Annotated in this window: 16 protein-coding genes; 5 read left to right on the top strand and 11 right to left on the bottom strand. The window is 70.9% G+C overall.

Going from position 1 to position 21,438, the window contains the following annotated elements; translation table 11 throughout:
- Nucleotides 1–37: 37 nt before the first annotated feature.
- Both E0H26_RS27690 and E0H26_RS27685 read right to left on the bottom strand, forming a co-directional pair.
- Nucleotides 38–631 carry an MOSC domain-containing protein gene (locus tag E0H26_RS27690; RefSeq protein WP_131309184.1) on the bottom strand — a complete coding sequence of 198 codons (594 nt, stop codon included), beginning with the start codon at nt 629–631 and terminating at the stop codon, nt 38–40.
- A gap of 124 nt (nt 632–755) precedes the next feature.
- A complete protein-coding gene (locus E0H26_RS27685) occupies nt 756–1,169 on the bottom strand; it encodes an ankyrin repeat domain-containing protein (protein ID WP_131309181.1) in 414 nt (137 codons plus the stop codon).
- Between the two features lie 300 nt (nt 1,170–1,469).
- Between E0H26_RS27685 and E0H26_RS27680 the strand changes: the two genes are divergently transcribed.
- A complete protein-coding gene (locus E0H26_RS27680) occupies nt 1,470–2,582 on the top strand; it encodes a hypothetical protein (RefSeq protein WP_131309179.1) in 1,113 nt (370 codons plus the stop codon).
- Between the two features lie 73 nt (nt 2,583–2,655).
- Here the strand turns inward: E0H26_RS27680 and E0H26_RS27675 are convergent, their stop codons facing one another.
- Nucleotides 2,656–4,554 carry an FG-GAP repeat domain-containing protein gene (locus E0H26_RS27675; RefSeq protein ID WP_165522006.1) on the bottom strand — a complete coding sequence of 633 codons (1,899 nt, stop codon included), beginning with the start codon at nt 4,552–4,554 and terminating at the stop codon, nt 2,656–2,658.
- A gap of 907 nt (nt 4,555–5,461) precedes the next feature.
- Here E0H26_RS27675 and E0H26_RS27670 point away from each other — a divergent pair.
- The 3 genes from E0H26_RS27670 to E0H26_RS27660 are packed head-to-tail and all read left to right on the top strand — an operon-like array spanning nt 5,462 to nt 8,155.
- The gene (locus E0H26_RS27670; protein WP_131309173.1) at nt 5,462–6,328 is read left to right on the top strand and encodes an ABC transporter permease; all 867 of its coding nucleotides are present in this window, start codon (nt 5,462–5,464) and stop codon (nt 6,326–6,328) included.
- Nucleotides 6,329–6,339: 11 nt separating this feature from the next.
- On the top strand, nt 6,340–7,362 hold the full coding sequence (locus tag E0H26_RS27665; protein ID WP_131309170.1) for a taurine ABC transporter substrate-binding protein: 1,023 nt from the start codon (nt 6,340–6,342) through the stop codon (nt 7,360–7,362).
- Entirely contained in the window at nt 7,349–8,155 is an 807-nt protein-coding gene (locus E0H26_RS27660; protein WP_131309168.1) for an ABC transporter ATP-binding protein, read from the top strand. Before E0H26_RS27665 ends, E0H26_RS27660 begins: the two co-directional genes overlap by 14 nt.
- A 23-nt stretch (nt 8,156–8,178) precedes the next feature.
- Here the strand turns inward: E0H26_RS27660 and E0H26_RS27655 are convergent, their stop codons facing one another.
- From E0H26_RS27655 to E0H26_RS27635, 6 genes are all read right to left on the bottom strand, one after another.
- Nucleotides 8,179–8,718: a DUF4395 domain-containing protein gene (locus tag E0H26_RS27655; protein WP_206025408.1), complete on the bottom strand. Its 540-nt coding sequence runs from the start codon at nt 8,716–8,718 to the stop codon at nt 8,179–8,181.
- Nucleotides 8,715–9,230 (bottom strand): NADPH-dependent FMN reductase, encoded by a 516-nt coding sequence (locus E0H26_RS27650; protein WP_131309165.1) that lies wholly within the window; start codon nt 9,228–9,230, stop codon nt 8,715–8,717. Before E0H26_RS27650 ends, E0H26_RS27655 begins: the two co-directional genes overlap by 4 nt.
- Nucleotides 9,227–10,396, bottom strand: a complete 1,170-nt coding sequence (locus tag E0H26_RS27645) for an LLM class flavin-dependent oxidoreductase (protein ID WP_131309162.1) — start codon at nt 10,394–10,396, stop codon at nt 9,227–9,229. The genes E0H26_RS27650 and E0H26_RS27645 overlap by 4 nt, the downstream gene beginning before the upstream one ends.
- 4 nt (nt 10,397–10,400) lie before the next feature.
- Nucleotides 10,401–11,588: an SfnB family sulfur acquisition oxidoreductase gene (locus tag E0H26_RS27640; protein WP_131309160.1), complete on the bottom strand. Its 1,188-nt coding sequence runs from the start codon at nt 11,586–11,588 to the stop codon at nt 10,401–10,403.
- Nucleotides 11,585–11,716, bottom strand: coding sequence for a hypothetical protein (locus E0H26_RS30380; protein WP_276320423.1), 132 nt, complete (start codon nt 11,714–11,716; stop codon nt 11,585–11,587). Before E0H26_RS30380 ends, E0H26_RS27640 begins: the two co-directional genes overlap by 4 nt.
- A gap of 178 nt (nt 11,717–11,894) precedes the next feature.
- On the bottom strand, nt 11,895–13,106 hold the full coding sequence (locus E0H26_RS27635) for a S8 family peptidase (protein ID WP_240742422.1): 1,212 nt from the start codon (nt 13,104–13,106) through the stop codon (nt 11,895–11,897).
- A gap of 316 nt (nt 13,107–13,422) precedes the next feature.
- Here E0H26_RS27635 and E0H26_RS27630 point away from each other — a divergent pair, with 316 nt between their 5' ends.
- Nucleotides 13,423–14,190, top strand: coding sequence for a thioesterase II family protein (locus E0H26_RS27630; protein WP_131309157.1), 768 nt, complete (start codon nt 13,423–13,425; stop codon nt 14,188–14,190).
- A gap of 43 nt (nt 14,191–14,233) precedes the next feature.
- Here the strand turns inward: E0H26_RS27630 and E0H26_RS27625 are convergent, their stop codons facing one another.
- Nucleotides 14,234–20,395, bottom strand: coding sequence for a type I polyketide synthase (locus tag E0H26_RS27625; protein WP_206025406.1), 6,162 nt, complete (start codon nt 20,393–20,395; stop codon nt 14,234–14,236).
- Between the two features lie 39 nt (nt 20,396–20,434).
- On the bottom strand, nt 20,435–21,438 hold a 1,004-nt coding region (locus E0H26_RS27620; RefSeq protein WP_240742421.1), incomplete at its 5' end, for a phosphopantetheine-binding protein.

The raw sequence follows: 21,438 nt of genomic DNA, 5'->3' as shown, positions 1-21,438 counted from the left end.
GCTTGATCAGCTATTCGGCCGTGCCGAGACGTGCGTGTCAGGCTTGGCCGACGTCGGTGGGCAGTTGCCGTACCGTGTCGCCTGCCTTGATCGTTCCGCCCACGAGCACCCGGGCGTTGAGGCCCCGCAGTCGCAGCCGCTGCCCCTCGTCGCTCCAGACCGTCTTGTGGGCATCGCGTCCGAACCGGGCGGCGAATTTGGCACAGCCATTGTGTGGCTCGGCGGTCACTTCGATGACGGCCCGCTCTCCGATCGCCAGGCGTGAACCGGCTGGCAGGGCGTCGACGCTCAGATCGAGATCGAAGTAGAGCTGGTCCCCGGCGAGCGCCCAGGCGTCACGATCGGCACCTGCGATCAGTTCGACGAACCGGGAGTTGATGACGTTCAGCTGCATGTCGGGGTGCGGTGACCGGTCGGGAGTTCGTGAGCTGGGCCGTTGACTCCAACTGTCGCCGATCAGCCCGGCGTCAGGGTCCAGTTCGGCCCGGGAGAGCACCTCCCGGGCGTCGACGGCCGGCCGGCGTACGGCCAACGCGAGGGTGCCGACACCCTGCGGGGAGCGCCGCACGAGGTGCAGCCCTTCCATGATTTCGTCCATGGTGCGATGACGTACGGTGATGGAGTCTGCCACAGTCCGACTGTGCCCGACGCCCGCCAGCGGCGTCCAAACTGTTCTCGAAACGCGAGAAGCGAGCCACCAGAGCACCCGGCCCCCGGGACGTGCGATCACCTGGGTTTCGCAGTGCCCTCGTAGCTCATCTGGTCTCTGCGGCTTTGAGTAGCGCCGCCGTTTCGGAGTGACCGTTCCGGACGGCCCATTCGAGGGGCGACAGCCCGCTGCCGTGGTCCTCACGTAGGTTCGGATCGGCGCCCTGGACAAGCAGTTCGCGGACGACATCGGCGTTCCCCCACGCCGCGGCTGCCGTCAAGGGTGTCCCCTCCTGACCGCGACCGCTCTCGACGTTCGGGTCCGCACCGGCGGCCAGGAGAATCCGCACCGCCGCACGCAGGTCCTGAACCGCGGCCAGATAGAGGGGCCTGGTGCCCTCCCGGTCCGCCGCGTTCGGATCCGCCCCCGCCCGCAACAACGCACGTACGGCCAGAAGATCGTCATGCAACAACGACGCCATCAGGCGGGCAGTGAGCTTCTTGCGCTGTCGGACGTTCATCAGCAACAGAATAGGCGGCCCGGCTCATCGTGAGCAGCCCCAGCGCGCGTCTCCCGGGCATCCGCGCAGAACCCCACACTACCGACTCCTGTCGGCGCACTATCCGGGACGAATGGGAATCCCGAGAGAACAAACACCACGACGACGTAATTCCCCACGAGTTCCGACAGGCCGACTGACGTTCACATGAATCCGTCAGATAGCGGCTTGTGGTGAAAAGCGTGGGGTAAACACCCTATGAGATTGACGGCCGTGCGGCGATTCTGTCCCCACCGGTTCCACCACCCGAAGGGGGCACGCATGATTCAGATCCGCGCCGGATACCGGCGCGCCGCAGTCGCGATGGGCGCCGCGCTGATCCTCACGGTCGCGCCGATAGCCACCCCACCGGCGTACGCCGACGACCAGGTCGACGCGTTCACGATCGGCACGAACTACCGCCTCTACAAGTCCACCGGCCGCGCGCCAGCCATCGTTCACAGTGAACCGGTCGGGCCGCCCGGGGGCGGTATCGCCATCATCCGGTCCCAATCCGGCACCAGCACCGCGTTCACGATCGGCCTGAACGCCGGTCTCGTCGTGTCGCGGACCATGCCGCTCGGCGCTGGTCCCGCCACCACCTTCGACGGTCCTTCCGGCATCGCCCCGCCCGGGACCCCAATAGCCGCTGCGGGCTCGGACGTCTTCTTCGTCGGCCACAACGGCGCCATCGTCAACAGGTCATACCTGAGCAGCGCGCCATCTGTGCCGCAGCCGATCACCGTCGCCGGCATCGCCCCACGCGGCGCGGTCGTCGCCGCCATCCCCGCAACCACCACCGGCGTAGCGTTCGTCGGCACCGACGGCGCACTGCGCGTGGTCCATCGAAACAGCGCCGGCACCTGGACGACCGCCCTGGCCAGCCCGCCGAACTTCGCCACACCCGGTGGCGGGGTCGCCGTGGTCTCCGCCCTAGCCGGGTTCGTCACCGGTCTCGACGGACGGATCTGGCAGGTGAGGATGACCGGCGGCCCGCTGCCCGACCCGTGGCAACCGGTCGCCGTCGCCGGCACCGGGGCAGCACCGGCCGGGGCACACCTCGCCGCAGCTCAGTTTCCGGGTGGCCCGACCGTCGTCGTGTTCGCCGGCCACGACGGTGCCGTCCGGGCCACCTCCAACGCCGCCGGAACCTGGCACGAACCGACCCCGGCCACCGCAGCCGGCGTCGCCATCCCCGGAAAGCCGATCGCCACCACCGTCCACGGCGACCACCTGCACGGCGACTGGTGCGGCAACAGCCTGGCGTGGCAGTTGCGCATCCCGAAGCCGATCCCCCCGGCAGGTCCTTATCCCGAGCCATGGAACGCTGCCGTCTACTCGTTCCAGGCCCCCAACATCCAGGCCGGCGGCAACATCGTCAGCGTCCTGCGCTAAACAGCAGTCGGACAGCGGTACGGCCTCCGCTAGCGTTGCGGAGGCCGTACCGTGGGCATGCCCGGGCCTGTGTCTACCAGTTGCCGAGTACGAGGCGGCCGGCGACGTTGTTGAGGTTGAACGACCCGCTGGTGTACCAGACACGGGCGGCGAAGTTGCCGTTGCGCCAGACGTAGTACGAGAAGGTGCCGTCGGCGTGCTGGTAGGCCATCACGATGTCGTCCTTGCCATCACCGTCCACGTCGCCTGCGGCCATGCGGTCGCCGACAGCGCTGAGCCGGAAGGCTCCGGAGTCGTAGTCGCTGGTGCGGTTGAAGGAGCTGCCGTCGGACAGCCAGCGGTAGACCCGCATCGTGCCGTCGCCCTGGTCGTAGGCCACCGCCGGTTCGGCCTTGCGGTCGCCGTTGAAATCGCCCAGTACGAGGCGACCGCCGACCCGGCTGAGGCCGAACGACCCGCTGGTGTACCAGACGCTGGCAGCGGAGTTGCCGTTGCGCCAGACATAGAAGGAGAAGGTGCCGTCGGAGTGCTGGTAGGCCATCACGATGTCGTCCTTGCCATCACCGTTCACATCTCCTGCGGCCATGCGGTCGCCGACAGCGCTGAGCCGGAAGGCTCCGGAGTCGTAGTCACTGGTGCGGTTGAACGAATTGCCGTCGGACAGCCAGCGGTAGACCCGCATCGTGCCGTCGCCCTGGTCGTAGGCCACCGCCGGTTCGGCCTTGCGGTCGCCGTTGAAGTCGCCGAGGACGAGGCGGCCGGCGACGTTGTTGAGGTTGAACGACCCGCTGGTGTACCAGACACGGGCAGCGGAGTTGCCGTTGCGCCAGACATAGAAGGAGAAGGTGCCGTCGGAGTGCTGGTAGGCCATCACGATGTCGTCCTTGCCATCACCGTCCACGTCACCGGAGGCCATCCGGTCGCCGACCGCAGTGAGCCGGAAGGAACCGGAGTCGTAGTCGGTGGTGCGGTTGAAGGAACTGCCACCGGACAGCCAGCGGTACATCCGCATCGTGCCGTCACCCTGGTCGTATGCGACGGTCGGGGCGTCGCGCCCAACTGGCTTCGGCGGGGCAGGCGGCGTGGCGGGCTGCGCGATCTTCGTGTATCGCCGCGCCACGTAGCTGGTGGCCCGGTGGCTGTCGATGGTCCCGGTGTCGATCGCCGCCGTCCGGATCTTCACCGGCGTCGACCCGAAGGTGTAGTAGGTGAAGTGCCGACGGTCGGTCTTCCAGCTCTTGAAGAGGACGACGTGCTTCGCGGCGATGTTGAGGATGTCGCCCGGCTGCAGGTCCGCCTTGTTGATCTGGTTGGAGAACTGGTGCAGCGTCCGCGTGCTGGGGTCGGCATTCAGATGCCAGGCCATGCCCACGAGTCCTGAGCAGTCACGCCGGTACTTGCGGGTGTGCGGGGGGTCCCAGGAGAACGCCCGCTGGCTGTACGGGCCGGGCTGATGGTCCACCCAACCCTGGGCGCGTTGCATGATCTCGGCTCGCGTGATCGGCCCGCCGATCGCGGAGGCCGCCAACGCGGATACGGCGCCACCGTCGGAGCCCTGGGGTGCCTGGCTCGCCGGGGCTTCCTCGGTCTCGTCAACCGGATCGTCGTCGGGCAGCTCGTCGCCGGGGTCGTTCAGCTGGCATCCGTCGAGCTGGGCCGCAATCTCGGCCGGCATCGACTCGTCGCAGACCCCACCCGAACCGACGTTGAGCGGCTTCCACCGCTGCGCCACATCCTCGTAGCGGAACAGCACGAACGACGCGTCGTACTCGCCTTCCGCGGGCACGACCGCGGTGGCCCAGGGCAGGGCACAGCTCACGCTCTCCAGCACGGCCGGATTCCCGGCCGCCTCGTCGGTGAGCGGATCGGCCCGCAGACCGGCCAGCAGGGTGGCCGGCGTCGGACAAACCAGAGCCGCCGCAGCGGCCTGGGCCGGGAGCCCGCCCGGAATGGCGAGGGCACCCGTCAACATCAGTACTGTCGCGAGCTTTCGCCCGCCGGATTCACGCACAGTCTTCCTCCCCGTTTGTCTTTTACGGACATCGGCACATCGCATGCTCGACGGTGGCTCAGGTCGTCAAGCACGCCCAATGAGCCCTAGGACTTACGATCTGTGCGTACGCCCGGGCGATCTGTCCGAACCACGACAGACGACAATGGATGAACGCACGAATCAATCCCGGATGCGTCCGGAGCGCCACCTCCCCGACGTTGGCCAAATGCCGGCGTGGAAGCGTCTGAAATGGAGATTACAACGCGAGGCGAATCCGGTGTGCCCCGCGACCCGGCGGCCAGACCCGCAAAGGCGACCAGTACCCGACCTTGCGACATGGACAGCAGCATCTACCAGCGCACATCCGGGAGGTGAGCCGACGAGGAACATCGCTGATGTGCGCCTCGCCACAAGATCTTCGAAATGCGGCCGAGGCAAAGCGACGTCTCGCAACTCGGTGCCGGGTCCATGATGGATCATTGCGGGGTACAGGTGATCTCAGCGTCCGCCATAAGTGGATCAGAGCCCCGACCGGACAACAGCTGTGGACCACTCGACGGGAAAAGTTGGCACGGGGCCCCGCTAGCCTCGGCCGATAGACCACCCCGCTCGCCGAATCATCACGGATCTCCGACGCAATGGTTGACGATCGACGATGTTGGCGGTGATTGGTTCGTTTTCCAGGACGATGCGGATGCCTGCCAGCGGAACAAGGCGCCACCACCTGGCCCCGGCACCCGCTCCGTGTGCACCGGGCAAACGTGTCTCCGCCTGTCGCAGGGCATCGATCGGGCAAGCAGTCGGCGGCCACCCCGCTGCCACCTGTCGCTGTCCCGCCCTTCGATCTCCGCTTGCCCATTACCTACTTGTACTATAGGAAAAGTGGGTGACCACCACAGTCCCCGCACCACCCGCTGCGGAAACCTCGATTGGTGCGTCGACGGCCGCCCGAGGGTCACTGGCACCTCGTGGCGGACGACGCCGCCGGATCCTGCTCCGGCTACTCGCCCTCGTCGTGCTCTACGGGCTCTGGGAAGTCGCCGCCCGGGCCACCGGCAATCCGACCTTCATCCCCACGCCCGGTGCGGTGTGGCACCAACTGGTCCAGACCTCGACCACCCACGACGGCATCCGCGGCTACAGCGGACACCTGCTCATCGAGCATCTCGGCGTCAGCCTGCGGCGCATCCTGATCGGATCCATGATCGGCGTCGCCGGTGGGGTGTTCCTCGGTGTGGTGATGGGAACCGTCAGCTGGATCCGGGTGGTCATCGAACCGGCCGTCACCTTCGTCCGCGCCCTTCCGCCACTTGCGTACTTCAGCCTCTTCATCATCTGGTTCGGCATCGACGAGACGCCCAAGCTCTGGTTGCTCTCCATCGCCGCGCTGCCGCCGGTCGCGGTCGCGACCGCGGCAGCCGTCTACGCCGCGCCGACCGGTCTGGTGGAGGCCGCGCGGGCGCTCGGTGCCAGTCGTGCTCAAGTGATCCGTGACGTGGTGCTACCCAACGCGCTGCCGGAGATCTTCACCGGCATCCGGATCGCGGTCGGGGTGGCGTACTCCTCGGTGGTCGCCGCCGAGACGATCAACGGCGTGCCCGGCATCGGCGGCATGGTCCGCGACGCCCAGCGCTACTCCCAGACCGACGTCGTCATCCTCGGCCTCTTCGCCATTGGCCTGTCCGGCCTCATCATCGACGCCCTGCTACGGACCGCCGAAAACCGGCTCATTCCGTGGCGGGGCCAGAGCTAGGAGAACAACACATGCGCAAGATTGTCGGCCTGCTGGCGGCCGTGGCCCTGCTGCTGACCGCCTGCGGAGACGGCGCCGCCAGCGGCGGCGACCCGGCCCGCAAGACCATCCGAATTGCCTACCAGGCATTCCCGAGCGGCGACCTCGTCGTGAAGAACCAGGGACTGCTGGAGGACGCCCTACCCGACTACCAGATCACCTGGACCAAGTTCGACTCCGGAGCGAGCATCAACACCGCCTTCGTCGCCGGTAGCGTCGACATCGCGGCGATCGGATCGAGCCCGGTGGCTCGCGGGCTCTCCGCACCACTGAACATTCCGTATCAGGTCGCCTTCGTCCTCGACGTGGCCGGCGACAACGAGGCACTGGTCGCCCGCAACGGTTCCGGAGTAACCGACGTGACCGGCCTGCGCGGCAAGAAGGTCGCGACTCCCTTCGCCTCCACCGCCCACTACAGCCTGCTGGCCGCCCTGGATCGTGCCGGCGTCAAGGAATCAGAGGTCACCATCGTCGACCTGGAGCCTCAGGACATCCTGGCCGCCTGGACCCGGGGCGACCTGGACGCGGCCTACTCCTGGTTGCCGTCGCTGGACGAACTCAGGAAGACCGGTACCGTGCTGGTCACCAGTCGCGAGCTCGCCACCGCCGGCAAGCCCACTCTGGACCTCGGCGTCGTCGCCACGGCCTTCGTCCAGGCGCACCCGGCGGCAGTGGACGCCTGGCGCAAAGCTCAGTCCCAGGCACTGAACCTGATCCACGACGACCCTGCCGCGGCAGCGAAGTCGGTCGGCGCCGAACTCAACCTCAGCCCGGAGGACGCGCAGCGGCAACTCTCGCAGGGTGTCTTCCTCAGGCCCGCGGACCTGGCCAGCCCCGAATGGCTCGGCACCTCCACGGCCAAGGGCAAGCTCGCCGACAACCTCGTCAGCGCGGCGCAGTTCCTCAAGGACCAGCAGAAGATCGACGCCGTCCCGGACCTGGCAACCGTGCAGGCCGCGATCTACACCGAAGGACTACCCGGTGCCCTCGGCTGAATCCGGCGGCACCCCGGCGATCGCCGTCACCGCCGTCGAGCACAGCTACGGCGACGTCGTCGCGCTCGGTCCCATCGACCTGACGGTGCCACCGGGCGAGTTCCTCGTCCTGGTCGGCGCGTCCGGGTGCGGTAAGAGCACACTGCTGCGGCTGATCGCCGGGTTCGAGCGGCCCACCACCGGCACCGTCCTGACCGGCGGTGTGCCACCGATCCCAGGGCGCGGCGCCGGCCTGGTCTTCCAGCAGCCCCGGCTGTTCCCATGGAAGACCGTCGGCGGCAACATCGAGCTGGCCCTACGGTACGCCGGGCAGCCCACCGATGGCGTCGACGCGCTCCTCGACCGGGTCGGACTACACGATGTGGCGAAGCGCCGCACCTGGCAGATCTCCGGCGGCCAGCAGCAGCGAGTCTCCATCGCCCGGGCCCTCGCCGCCGACCGTCCACTACTGCTACTCGACGAACCGTTCGCCGCGCTCGACGCACTCACCCGCGAGCGCCTCCAGGAAGACCTGCGCTCAGTCAGCACCGCGACCGGCCGCACCTCGATCTTCGTCACACACAGCGTGGACGAGGCCGTCTTCCTCGGCAGCCGGGTCGTGGTGCTCAGCCCCCGCCCCGGCCGGATCGTCCTGGACCTGCCCATCCACCTACCGCGCACCGGCATCACCCCGGACGACCTGCGGGGCCTGCCCGAGTACGCCGCCCTGCGGGCCGAGATCGGACACGCTGTCCGAGACGAGGGAACATCCGCACGAGCACGGTCGACCCGCAGCTCGACCTCGAACCGCTGAGCCGCCGTCGGCGGCGGTACGCATTACCGGCCCGCCGCCGACCGGCTCCAGATGTCGTCGCATTCGGCGCAGACCGCCTCGGGGATCCATCCGATTCGCATCAGCCCCGCGAAGATCGCGCAGCCCACGCAGAACGCGAACACGGATTCGAGCGTCGCCGCCACGATCACCGCGCCGAGGACGAGGTATGCCGCCAGGTGCTGCCCGAACCCGAGCGCCAGCACAGCGGCGGTCAGGGTCAGGACCGCGCCGATCCCTTGCGCGAACCGCTTGGGTGGCCCGGCGACGAGTTTGGCCCGCACCGGCAGCCGTGGTGTGATCACCCGCGTGACGAGCAGGCCAAGCGGGCTGAGTTTGGGGCCGGTGAGCACCCGCGCGACGAACCCGTACGCGATCAGCGCGGTTAGCCAGGGCTGGTCCAGCACGATCGTCACCGTGCACAGGATGACCACCCCACCGGCGACGAGTCGGGCGGACACCTCGTTTACCGGGTTGGGAAAACTGAACAGCGCCGGACCTCTCGCGCGACCGGCGAGGTCCTGACCGGCGTGCGACGTGATCACGTGGCTGCCTCCTGCCGGGCCCTCAGGAAAGCCGCGACGACCGGGCGCGTGGCCGCGAGCCAGTCAGCGTAGGCCGCAGGGTCGTCGTGCTGGCGGTCGATGACGAACAGGCCACGACCAGGGACGGTCGCGCCGATCTCGGTGAGCACCGGCCGCAGGGTGAGTTCCGCGGCCAGGTGATGCTGCGGTGCCGCGCCGACCAGCAGCGGGACGGCGAGCCCGCGCAGCCCGCTCCCGCCAGCGAACCGGTCGAGGAAGAGCTTGAGCAGCCCGGTGTAGGTGCCCTTGTAGGTCGGGCTCGCCACCACGGCGAGGTCGGCCGCACCGACCTCGGCCACCAGCGCGGCCACGCCCGGATCGTCCCAGTCCAGCAGGGCCGGGCCCAGGGTGGCGAGATCGACGGTCAGATCCGGCTCGCGGCCGGCGAGCTGCCGTGCGACGTACGTCGCCGCCGTGAGGGTGCGGCTGGCCGGTCGCGGGTTACCGACCACGACCGCGACCCGGGCGCTCACCGCGCCACCGACCTGTCGGCGGCCGGTGCCGCGCCGAAGGGTACGACCGGTGCCGACTGCCGGACGGGCGCGGGGTGCTGCCAGAGGCCACGGCGGGACAGCTCGGGCAACACGCCCTCGCCGAACTGGTACGCCTCCTCCAGATGCGGGTAGCCGGAGAGCACGAACTCGCTGATCCCCACCTCGACGTACTGCTCGATAAGGTCGGCGACCTGCTGATGGTTGCCGACGAACGCGGTGCCGGCGCCGCCGCGCACCAGCCCGACACCGGCCCACAAGTGGGGATGGATCTCCAGCCCGTCCTTGGTACCGCCGTTGAGGGCGAGCATCCGCCGCTGGCCCTCGGACTCGCTGCGGCGCAGGCCCGCCTGAACCTGGCGGATCTGCTGCTCGGAGATGCCGGACAGCAGCCGGTCGGCCTCCGCCCAGGCCTCCTCTTCGGTGTCCCGGGCGATGGTGTGCACCCGCAGACCGAAGGCGAGGGTCCGGCCCTGCCGCTCGGCGAGCTCGCGCACTCGGCGGACCTTCTCGGCGACGGCGGCCGGTGGTTCACCCCAGGTCAGGTAGACATCGACGTGCCGGGCCGCCACGTCCAGCGCCGCCGGTGACGATCCGCCGAAGTAGATGCGTGGCACGGGGTCGGGGATCTGGGTCAGGACCGCGTCGGAGAGCTGGAAGTGACTGCCGTGGACGTCGACGGGCTTGCCCGACCACAGCGTGCGGACGATCTCAAGGAACTCCCCGGTGCGCTGGTAGCGGGCGTCCTTGTCGAGGAAGTCGCCGTACATCTGCTGTTCGTGGCTCTCGCCTCCGGTGACCACGTTGAGCAGCAGCCGGCCGCCGGAGAGGTTCTGGAAGGTGCCGGCCATCTGCGCGGCGAGGAACGGCGACGTGAGGCCGGGCCGGAACGCGACGAGGAATTTCAGCCGGGTAGATACGCTGCTCAGCATCGCGGTGGTGATCCAGGCGTCCTCGCACCACGCGCCGGTGGGGGTCAGGGCGGCCTCGAAGCCCAACTGCTCGGCCGAGCGGGCGATCTGCCCGAGGTAGGCGACGGAGGCGGCCCGGCCGCCCACGTCGGCCGGGGTGCCGTGGCCGCCGCCGACGATCTGCCGACCGTCGCCGCCGTTGGTCGGCAGGAACCAATGGAACTTGAGTTCGGTCATCAGCTCACACCTGTCCGTGGTTGGGGGGTGGGGTGCCGTCGACGGCCCAGCGACCGAGATGCTGGAGCTTCCATGCCGCGGGATCGTGCAGTGTGTGGGTACGCGCGTTGCGCCAGTGCCGGTCGAGGTGGTGCGTGGCGCTGGCGGACCTGGTGCCGGCCACCTCGAAAAGCCGGCTACTCGCCTCCAGGGCCGCGTGCGTGGTGGCCGCCCGCGCCGCAGCGACGGCGAGGGACGCGGCCGCTGCGGACTGCGCGGTCAGGTCGGCGTTGGCCCGGTCGATGGCCCGGGCCGCCTCGGCCAGCAGCGCCTCGCTCCCGCGCACGGCCAGCTCGACCTCCCCGAAGGCGTGTACCACGAGGGGATCGTCGGCGGCCCGATCGACGTTCGCGTCCGGATAGGGTCGGCTCTTCTCCCGGACGAACCACGCCGCGTCGTGCAGTGCCGCCCGGGCGATGCCGGCGTCGATCGCCGCGTGCAGCACCTGCGCGAACGCGCCGTAGGTCTGCGGCTCCTCGAAGGTGAGCGCGAACGGTGTGATCAGGTCGTCGGGCACCGCCACGTCCCGCAGCACCACGGACCCGCTGGCGGTGGTGCGCTGGCCCAGCGCGTTCCAGTCGTCGATGACCTCGACGCCCTCGGCGTGCCGGCTCACCCACGCGACGTGCAGTGGACCGTCCGGCCCGAGGTGGGCGAGGACCGGTATCCGGTGCGCCAGCAGGGCGCCGGTGGCGTAGAACTTGCGGCCGTTGAGCCGCCACCGCCCGGGAGCTTCGGCGGTCAGCGTGGTTTTGATGTCGCGTACGTGTCGGGTGTTGGCCTCCGACTGCGCGTTGCCGAACCGGCGACCGGTCAGCACCTCGCCGAAGAGGAGCTTCTGTTGGCCCTCGGTGCCCCGCAGGCGTAACTGGTTGACGTAGACGAAGTGGCTCTGCGGAATCTGACCGATGTTGGGATCGCCGGTCGACAGCAGCCGGAACACCTCCACGACGGTCTCCACCGGCAGGTCGGCCCCGCCGTGCCGGGCGGGGACGGTGATCGCCAGCAGCCCGGATCCGCTGAGTCGGTCGACCTCGGCCACCGGCAGGATGCGCCGCGCGTCGCGGTCGGCCGCGTCCCGGGCGAAGGCGGTGGCAAACTCGGCGGCGAGTGTGACGGCCTCGGCCGAGGAAAGTACGGCAACGTTCGTCATGCCAACCCCGACGGCACAGCGGTACGGGGCGGATGCGGGTACGGATGCCGAGGCGTCTCGACGACGTCCTCGGCGGTTCCGTGCGCGACGACCCAGCGGTCCTTCGTGACCAGGATTCGGTCGCTCATTGGCACCTCCTCGCGGTTCGTGGGTCGAGTCACCCGCTGGCCGCTGAGATCGCAGCAGCATTCCCTACAGAAACTATAGACTTTATGGGTTGCCGCACCGCAAGCCGCCCCGTGCCGAACGGCGAACCGTCCGCGCCGGTTGTCGGCGCGGACGGTCGTACTGCCGGTCGCTCTGCGATCAACTCCCGAAGGTGCCGATATAGAGCAGGCGGTTCGGTGATCCGGCTCCGGGGTTGACGACCACGTTCGGGGTCGCCGCCGAGATGATCGCCGCGTTCACGGTTGCGGGTGACGCCGCGGGGTTGTTCCGCAGGTAGATCGCGGCGGCGCCGGCCACGTGCGGAGCGGCGAACGAGGTGCCACTGCCGGTGTACGTGGCGGTGTCGCTGGTCCGCCACCCGGCGGTGATCGACACACCCGGGGCGAACAGGTCCAGCGCGGTGCCGTAGTTGGACCAGGTCGGTCGGGTGTCGGTGCGGTCGGTGGCGCCCACGGTCAGTGCTTCGGTGACGCGGGCCGGCGAGGTTCCGGTGGCCGGGACGCCCGAGTTGCCGGCGGCGATGGTGTAGGTGATGCCGGCGTTGATCGATCGGCGGACCGCGGCGTCGAGGGTGGCGCTGGCACCACCACCCAGGCTCAGATTGGCCACGGCCGGACGCGTCGCGTTCGCGGTCACCCAGTCGACGCCGGCGATGACGCCGGCAGTGGTGCCGGAGCCGCTGTTGTTGAGCACCCGTACGCCGACCACGGTGGCGTTCTTGGCCACCCCGTAGGCGCTACCGGCGGCGACCGACGCGACGAAGGTGCCGTGTCCGTTGCCGTCGTCGGTGTTGAAGTCGTTGTCGACCGCGTCATAGCCGTGCACCGCCCGGCCGCCGAAGTCCCGGTGGGTGATCCGGACCCCGGTGTCGACCACGTAGATCCGCACGCCGTTGCTCGGCCCGTAGGTGAACGACTGGTTCAGCGGCAGGTTCCGCTGGTCGATCCGGTCGAGTCCCCAGGACGGCGGGTTCGGCTGCGTGGCCAGGGCCCGCACCCGCTGGTCCTGCTCGACATAGGCGACGGCCGGGTCGGCGGCCAGCCGGCGGGCCGCCCGTTCGGTGAGCGTGGCGGAGTAGCCGTTGACCGTCCGCCCGTAGACCCGGTCGACCTGGCCGCCACCGTGCCGGGCGGTGAAGCCCTCGGCACGGGAACGGGTGAGTTGCTGACCATCCTTGAGCACGACAATGTAGCTACCCGCGACGGCGGTCGGCAGGTCAGCGCCGAGGACGATGCCGGTGGGCGTCGCCGCCGCCGGGTTGACCCCGGCGGTGGCGAGTAGCGCACCCGCGAGCGTGGCGGCGCCCAAAGTACCGAGCCGGCGGCGGGTGACGAGGTGGGTGAGCCTCACGTGGCTGCTCCTTCCTGAGCCGGCCGTGGCAGCGGCCGGCGCGCTCCGCGCGGTTCTGTCACCAGGCGCGGAAACCCTTGTGATGCACCGGATTCGGTGCGTCACCAAGGCTAGGAAGAAGTAGCCGATCGATGGTTGCCGTTGCTTTAGGCTTCTGTTGCCGGGGTGCTCCAGCCGTAACGAAACAAACAAACCCAGGCGACCAGCCGAGGCCGCGCGCCGCACCGATCCGCGATGCCCGACCGTCGGGTCGGCCGTGACCGTGCCGAGAGTGTGCGGTGACCGGGCAGGCTGCCGGACTGCGTAACGTCGGGGGATGAGTTCGGTGCACGGGACCCCCGCAGTGGCGGATCGGTGGATACGGTCACTCACCGCCCGCAGTGCCTACCGGATCCAGCTGGTCTGCTTCCCGCACGCCGGTGGGACGGCCAACTACTTCCTGCCGCTGGCCCGGACGCTGCCACCGGAGGTGGAGGTGTTGGCGGTCCAGTACCCGGGCCGGCAGGACCGGCGCGCCGAGCCCAGCCGTACCTCCATCGCGGAGCTGGTCGACGAGGCCGACGCGGTGCTGCGGGCCCGGCTCGCCGGGCCGTACGCGTTCTTCGGGCACAGCATGGGTGCGGTGATCGCACACGAGGTCACCCAGCGGCGCGCCGGGGCTGGCGCCCGGCTGCCGCAACGGCTGTTCGTCTCGGGCCGACGCGCCCCGGATCAGCCGCCGTGCCGTCCGGATCCGCCGCGCACGGACGTCGGGATCCTGGCGGATCTACGCGCGGCGGGTGGCACCCATCCCCTGTTTCTGGAGGATGCCGAACTCCGCGCCGAGTTGCTGCGGGTCATGCGTGCCGACTATCAGGCCATCGACGCGTACGCGTGGAATCCGCGTCCGCCGGTGGACTGTCCGATCACCGCACTCACCGGTGACGCCGACCCACAGGCCTCCGTCGCGGCAGTGCGCGCCTGGTCCGCACACACCTCGGCCGGGTTCGACCTGCGCGTCTTCTCCGGCGGTCACTTCTACCTCGACGAACATCGGCCGGAGGTGGCCACGGCCATCGGTCAGGGCCTGGTCCCGATGCCATGAAGGCCGGTCACCCCGCTGGGGGTGACCGGCCCGCCGGTCCGGGTCAGCGCGCCGGGCTGGTGGCGAGGGCCGGTGGCAGATACCCGACCTCGGTGAAGAATCGCAGGTAGGTGTCGAGTACGTCCGCGGTGACCGGGGCCGGTGGCAGGCCCGCGGCGGCCAGCGCGACGTCGGTGTCGGACGTGTCGATCACCGGGTAGAAGGCGTCGGTGTCGGCGACCATCAACTCGAACGCGTCGAGCAGCGGGTAGAGCGCGTTGTCCCGGTCGGCGAGCACCGCGGCGTGCCACTCGGCCCAACTGGTGACGGGCAGCAGGTGCCCGTGGGCGCGGAGCCGGTCCAGGATGTCGCTCCAGGCGACCCGCTCGCGGTTGTAGAGGTGATAGGTGCCACCGATGCGCGCCGAGTCGGCGGACAGCGCGATGATCGACGCGGCCACGTGGTCGACCGGCACCAGGGCGACGCTGCCACCCAGGCGGTCCGGTACCCGCCCGGTCTGGATCAGTCCCTTGATGCTCAGCCACAGGTAGTCGCGGGTCTGGCAGGCGCCGTGGCGGCGGTCGCCGGACACCAGGTCCACCCGGTACACCGAGACCGGCAGGCCGCGATCGCGGGCCAGCCCGATGATCTGCTCGGCCACCCACTTGGACTGCAGGTAGCCGCTGGGCAGCAGTTCGGCCGGGCCGGTCGGGTCGTGCGGGCCGTGGCCGTGGCCGTCGGGGGCGGTGCCGGCGAACACTCCGGTGGTGGAGACGTGGTGGACCGGTACGGTGCGATGCGCGGCGGCCAGGCGCAGCACCTCGCGGGTGCCGTCCACGTTCGGAGCGCGCAGTGCGGCGTACGGCTGGAGCCAGTTCACCGTCGCCCCGGCGTGATAGACCACGTCGATGTCGCGGGCCAGCGTGTCGAAGACGCCCGGGGTGAGGCCGAGGCGGTCGGCGGCGAGGTCGCCCACCACGGGTACGACCCGGCCGGGGTCCAACTGGTCCTCGATGCGGTACCAGCGGGCGGTCGCGCGTAGCCGCTTCCACGCGTCGTCCGGGTCGTTTGCCCGCACCAGGCAGTGCACCGTGGCGGTGGTCGTGGCCAGTAGTTCACGGAGCAGGAACGCGCCCACGAACCCGGTGGCGCCGGTGAGCAGGACGTGCCGGGGTGCGCCGTGGGAAGTGGGGCCGGGCGCCGGGCGGATGTCGTCGGGCAGCGTGACGTCGGCGGTCAGGTCGACGCCGGCCGGCTGATCCGGGCCGGTGTCGAGCAGGCTGGTGTCGAGGTAGTCGGCCAGGGCCTGCGGGGTGGGATGGTCGAAGACGGTGGTGGCGGGTAGGGCCAGGTCGGTGCGTTGGGCCAGCCGGTTGCGCAGTTCGACGGCGAGCAGCGAGTCGATGCCGAGGTCGGTGAAGGTCCGGTCGGCGGGCAGGCTGTCCGGCCCGGTGCGGCCGAGCACGTCGGCGGTGACCGTGCGGACCAGGGTGGTGAGGGCGTCGCGGCGTTCGTCGCCGGTGAGCCCGGCCAGGTCGGCGAGGTTGTCGGCGGACTGGCGCGCGTCGGCCGGCTCACGTCGGGTCGTGGGCGGTAGCAGGGTACGCAGCACGGCTGGCACGGTGTCCGGGCGGGCGCGCAGGGCGTCCAAGTCGATCGGTACGCCGATCAGCACCGGGTCCGGTTGCCGCAGCGCCGTATCCAGCATGGCCAGTCCGGTGGCGGGGTCGATCGGCTGATAGCCGGCGCGGGCGATGCGGGACCGGTCGGCGTCGGTGAGGTCGCCGGTGATGCCGCTGCGGCCGGCCCAGAGGCCCCAGGCGATCGAGGTGGCCGGCAGGCCGGTTGCGCGGCGGTGTGCGGCGAGCCCGTCGAGGAAGGCGTTCGCGGCCGCGTAGTTGCCCTGCCCGGCGCCGCCGATCGTCGCGGCGAGCGAGGAGAACAGCACGAACGCGGCCAGGTCGTGGTGGTGGGTGAGTTCGTGCAGGTGGGCGGCGGCGTCGGCTTTGGGACGCAGCACCCGGGCCAGCCGGTCCGGGTCGAGGTCGCCGATCAGGCCGTCGTCGATGGTCCCGGCGGTGTGGAAGACCGCGCTGATCGGCGGTGCGGCGGTCAGCGCGTCGCGCAGCGCGTCCCGGTCGGCCACGTCGCAGGCGACGACCCGGGCGGTGGCGCCCGCGGCGGCGAGATCGGCGATCAACTGGCGGGCGGGTGGGGTGTCCGGGCCGCTTCGGCTGAGCACGAGCAGGTTCCGGACGCCGTGCCGGGTGGCGAGGTGTTTGGCTACCAGGGTGCCGAGTGTGCCGAGCCCGGTGACGAGCACGGTTCCGGCGCCGAGGCGAGGGCCGGGTCCGGGTGATGTGGTGACCCGTTCGACGCGGGGCACGTACGGGATTCCGGCCCGTAGCGCGATCTCCGGTTCACCGGTGGCGGCCAGGCCGGTCAGCAGTTCCGGGGCGGGTTCGTCGCCGTCGAGGTCGACGATGACGAGACGGCCGGGCTGTTCGGTGATGGCGGTGCGGGCCAGGCCGTGCAGGGCTGCTGCGGCGGGGTCGGTGACCGGGCCCGGGCCGGTCGCGCCGCGGGTGAGCAGCACAGCCGGCGGACCGGACGGGGCGGCCAGGTGGCGATGCAAGGCATTGAGCAGGGCGGTGGTACGCCGGTGCAGGTCGGCGGCCAGGTCGCCGGATCCGGCGGCGCGACCGTCGATGATGGAGGGAGTGGGGCCGGTGGCGGACGGCACGGTGGTCGGCTGCCAGGTGATGCGGAACAGGGCGTCACCCGGCCGGTGCCGGGCGTGGGACAGCGTGTCGGCGTCGACCGGCCGGGTGCGGACGGTGGCCACGGTGGCCAGCGGATCGCCGTCGCCGGTGGTGAGCAGCAGGCCACGGGGGGCGGTGCCGTTGCCGGCCGGGTCGGTGGCGACGGTGCGTACGCCGGCCGTGGTGGCGGCGCTGCGGTGCACGGCCACGTCGCGCCAGTGGTACGCGTCGCCGTCGTGACCGGTCGCGGCCAGCGCGGCGTGCAGGAGTTCGGGGTGCAGGACGTAGCCGCCGGCCGCTTCGCCGTCGGGCAGCCGCACGGGCACCGGCTCACCCTCGGCCGCCGGGACGGCGGGCAGAGCATCGGCGGCCAGGTCGCCGGTGGCGAGCAGTGTCCACGGCACGTCGGCGCCGTCCGGGCGGCCGTGCAGTGTCACCGGCCGGGTGTCCCCGGTGGGCGCGCCGACCCGGATCTGCACGCGCAGGCCCCGGTCGGGGCAGCTGACCGGTCCGGTCACGTCGAGGCGGCGCAGCACCGGCCGGGTGCACTCGTCGCCGGCCCGGATGGCCAGTTCCACCAGGGCGGACGGTGGCACCAGTACGGCGCCGTCCACCCGGTGGCGGTTCAGCCAGCGTTGCGTGGCCGGGGCGAACCGGCCGGTGAGGACCACCTCGCCGGTGTCTGGCAGGGTGACGGTTCCGGCCAGTACCGGGTGGTCGGCGGGGGCGAGGCCGAGGGCGGCCGAGTCGGCGGGGGGCGGGGTCACCCAGAACCGGCGCCGTTGGAATGGATAGCTGGGCAGGTCCACCGGCCGTGCCCCGGTGCCGTCGAGCACTTTCGGCCAGTCGATGTGGTGACCGTGCCGGTGCAGGGTGGCCAGCGCGCCGGCCAGAGAGCCCACCTGGTCGTGGCCGGTTTGTGCGGGCACCACCACGCCGGTGTGGCCGGTGAGGGTGGCGGCGATCGCCGGGGTGAGTACGGCCGCGGGGCCGGCTTCGAGGAATGTGGTGGCGCCGGCGTCGGCCAGCGCGCGTACGCAGTCCTGGAAGCGGACTGTGGCACGGACCTGCCGTACCCAGTAGCCGGGGTCGGTCAGCAGGCCGGGGGTGGCCAGGGCGCCGGTCACGTTGGACACGACCGGCAGAGCGGGTTCCCGGTAGGCGAGGTTGGCGGCGACCTGATGCAGCGGGTCGAGGACGGGGGTGGTCAGCGGCGAGTGGAACGCGTGGCTGACCGCGAGCCGGTGGGTGGCGATCCCTTGGGCGGAGAGTCGTTGCGCGACCGCGAGCACGGCGGGTTCCTGGCCGGCGAGGGTCACCGCGGCGGGGGCGTTGACGGCCGCGATCACCACGTCGTCGCCGTACTCGTCGAGCAGCGTCCGCACCTGGTCCGCCGGAGCGGCGACGGCGACCATGGCGCCACCGGACGGAAGGCTCTGGAGCAGTCGGGCGCGGGCGGCGACGAGGGTCACTGCGTCGGTCAGATCGAACACCCCGGCGACGTGCGCGGCGGTGATTTCGCCGAGGGAGTGCCCGCCGACCAGGTCGACGCGCACGCCGAGGGACTCGGCCAGCCGGAACAGCGCCACCTCCCACGCGAACAGCGCTGGTTGGGTCCAGCCGGTGTGCGCCAGCTTCCCGGCCCGCTCGGTGCCGTCGGCGGCGAACAAAACGTCGCGGAGCGGCTCGTCGAGGTGTGGGTCGAAGGCGGCGCAGACCTCGTCGAGGGCAGCGGCGAAGGCGGGGAAGCGGGTGTGCAGGGCGGCGCCCATGCCGGGGCGTTGGGCGCCCTGCCCGGAGAAGATCACGGCGAGGCGCCCAGGTTCGCCGGTCGGGGTGGTGTCCGGTGCGGCGGCCAGCGCGGCGAGGCCGTCGAGCAGCTCGGTACGGTCGGCGGCGACCACGTGCGCGCGGTGTTCCAGCGGGGTGCGGTGCAGGGCGAGGGTGTACGCCGCGTCGGCCGGTTCGACGTCGGGCCGGGCGCTCAGGTGCGCGTGTAGCCGGGTGGCCTGGGCGCGCAGGGCGTCTGCGGTGCGGGCCGAGAGCAGGAACGGGTATGGGCCGGGCTGCCGGGGCGTGTCCGGTTCCGGTGGCTCGGGGACGTGTTCGAGGATGACGTGGGCGTTGGTGCCGCTGACCCCGAAGGACGACACCGCGGCGCGGCGGGGGCGTCCGGTGTCCGGCCACGGGCGGGCCTCGGTGAGCAGGTCCAGCTTGCCCTGGGTCCAGTCGACGGCCGGGTTGGGTGTGTCGAGGTGCAGGGAGCGGGGGGCGGTGCCGTGGCGCATGGCCTCGATCATTTTGATCACGCCGCCGGCTCCGGCGGCGGCGACACTGTGGCCGATGTTGGACTTCAGCGAGCCGAGGAGAACCGGGGTGGCCCGGTCCTGCCCGTAGGTGGCCAGCAGGGCCTGGGCTTCGATCGGATCACCGAGCCGGGTGCCGGTGCCGTGGGCCTCGACGACGTCGATGTCGGCTGGGGTGAGCCGGGCGTCGGCCAGGGCTTGCCGGATGACGCGTTGCTGCGCCGGGCCGCTGGGCGCGGTGAGGCCGTTGGAGGCGCCGTCGGAGTTGATGGCGGAGCCGCGGAGTACGGCGAGGACGCGGTGGCCGTGGCGGCGGGCGTCGGCCAGGCGTTCCAGCAGCAGCAGGCCGGTGCCTTCGGCCCAGCCGGTGCCGTCGGCGGTGGCGTCGAAGGACTTGCAGCGGCCGTCGCGGGCGAGGCCGCGCTGCCGGGAGAAGTCGACGAACCCGCCGGGGTGGCCGTAGACGGTGCATCCGCCGGCGACGGCGAGGTCGGCCTCCCCGGCGCGCAGGGCGCGAGCGGCCAGGTGCAGGGCGACCAGGGATGAGGAGCAGGCGGTGTCGACGGACAGCACGGGTCCTTCGAGGCCGAAGCTGTAGGCGATGCGGCCGGAGGCGATGCTGCTGAGCCGGCTGGTCATCATGAAGCCGTCGAGTTCGGGTGGGCCGTCCAGGCCGAGGTAGGACTGTTCGCCGACGCCGACGAACACGCCGGTGCGGCTGCCACGGAGCGGCCCGGTGTCCAGGCCGGCGCGTTCGAACAGTTCCCACGTGGTTTCCAGGAGCACTCGCTGCTGGGGGTCCATGCCGAGAGCTTCGCGGGCGGAGATGCCGAAGAACTCTGCGTCGAAGTCGGTGGCCGCGTCGATGAAGCCGCCGTGGCGGGTGTACGAGGTGCCGGGTGGACCGTCTGGGTGGTAGAGCCGGTCGACATCCCAGCCGCGGTCGTCCGGCCATGGGGTGATGGCATCGACGCCGTCGGCGACCAGTCGCCACAGCTGTTCGGGGGTGTCGGCGCTGCCCGGGTAGCGGCAGGCGGTGGCCACCACCGCGACTGGTTCGGGGGTGCCGGTCTCCAGTTCGGCGACGCGTTCGCGTGACCGTTTCAGTTCGGCGGTCACCCACTGCAGGTATTCCAGCATGCGGTCCTTGTCGGACACGGCGTCTCCTCGGGTCGGGTGGGTGCGGCCGGGGGTGGGTCAGGCGCCGGTGGTCCGGGCGGCGCGGCCGAGCTGGTCGTCGATGAACGCGAACAGTTCGTCGGCGTCGGCCGAGTGCAGGAGATCCGGTTCGGTGCCGGGTTCGGTCGGTGACCGGCGGGCCAGTACTTCTCCGAGTCGGGCCAGCACGGCGGTGCGCCGGTCTGCGGTCAGCGTGCCGCGGGCCAGCGCGGCGTCGAGCCGGTCCACCTCGGCCAGTAGGTCGAGGTCGTCGGTTTCGTCAGTTTCGTCAGTTTCGGCGGGTGCGGCGGTGGCGTACTGGTCGAGTAGCAACCCGGTCAGCGATCGTGGCGTCGGGTGGTCGAATACGGCGGTGGCGGGCAGCGGGATGCCGAGGGCTGTGCCGAGCCGGTTACGCAGTTCCACGGCGGTCATCGAGTCGAAGCCGAGATCGGTGAAGGCGCGGTCGGCGCCGAGCCGGGAGGGGTCGTCGAGGCCGAGGACGGTGGCGGCTTCGCTGCGGACCAGGTGGAGCAGCCGGTCGGCGCGGGTGTCGTCGTCCAGGCCGGTCAGGTCCACCATGACCGGTGCTGGTGTGGGCTTCGGTTCCGGTGCGGCGGCGGTGGTGGTGGTCCCGCGGAGGAGCCAGTACCGCTCGCGTTGGAACGGGTAGCTGGGCAGGGTGGTGCGGGCGCCGGCGGCCACCGGCGGGTACGTGCCGGGGTCGACGGGTTGGCCGTAGGCGTACAGGTGGCCGAAGAGTTCGGCGGCGGCCTGCGGTTCGGGGCGGTCGCGGCGCAGTGTGGGCAGGGCGACCACGCCGTCGGGTAGGTCGGCGGCGAGCATTCCGGTGAGGATCGCGTCAGGCCCGACCTCGATGAGGGTGGTGACGTCGTCGGCGAGGAGCCGCTGGGCGGCGTCGTGGAATCGGACGGTGGAACGGACCTGCCCCACCCAATACTCCGGATCCGACCACTCCGACGTCACCAACTCACCCGTCACCGTCGACACCGCCGAAACCCCCGGCAACCCAAACGACAAAC

This window comes from Micromonospora zingiberis (genome assembly GCF_004331455.1).
In the GTDB taxonomy this organism is placed as follows: Bacteria; Actinomycetota; Actinomycetes; order Mycobacteriales; family Micromonosporaceae; genus Micromonospora; species Micromonospora zingiberis.
The sequence above is the reverse complement of the archived record's forward strand: the minus strand, read 5'-3'. Positions and strand labels throughout refer to the sequence as shown.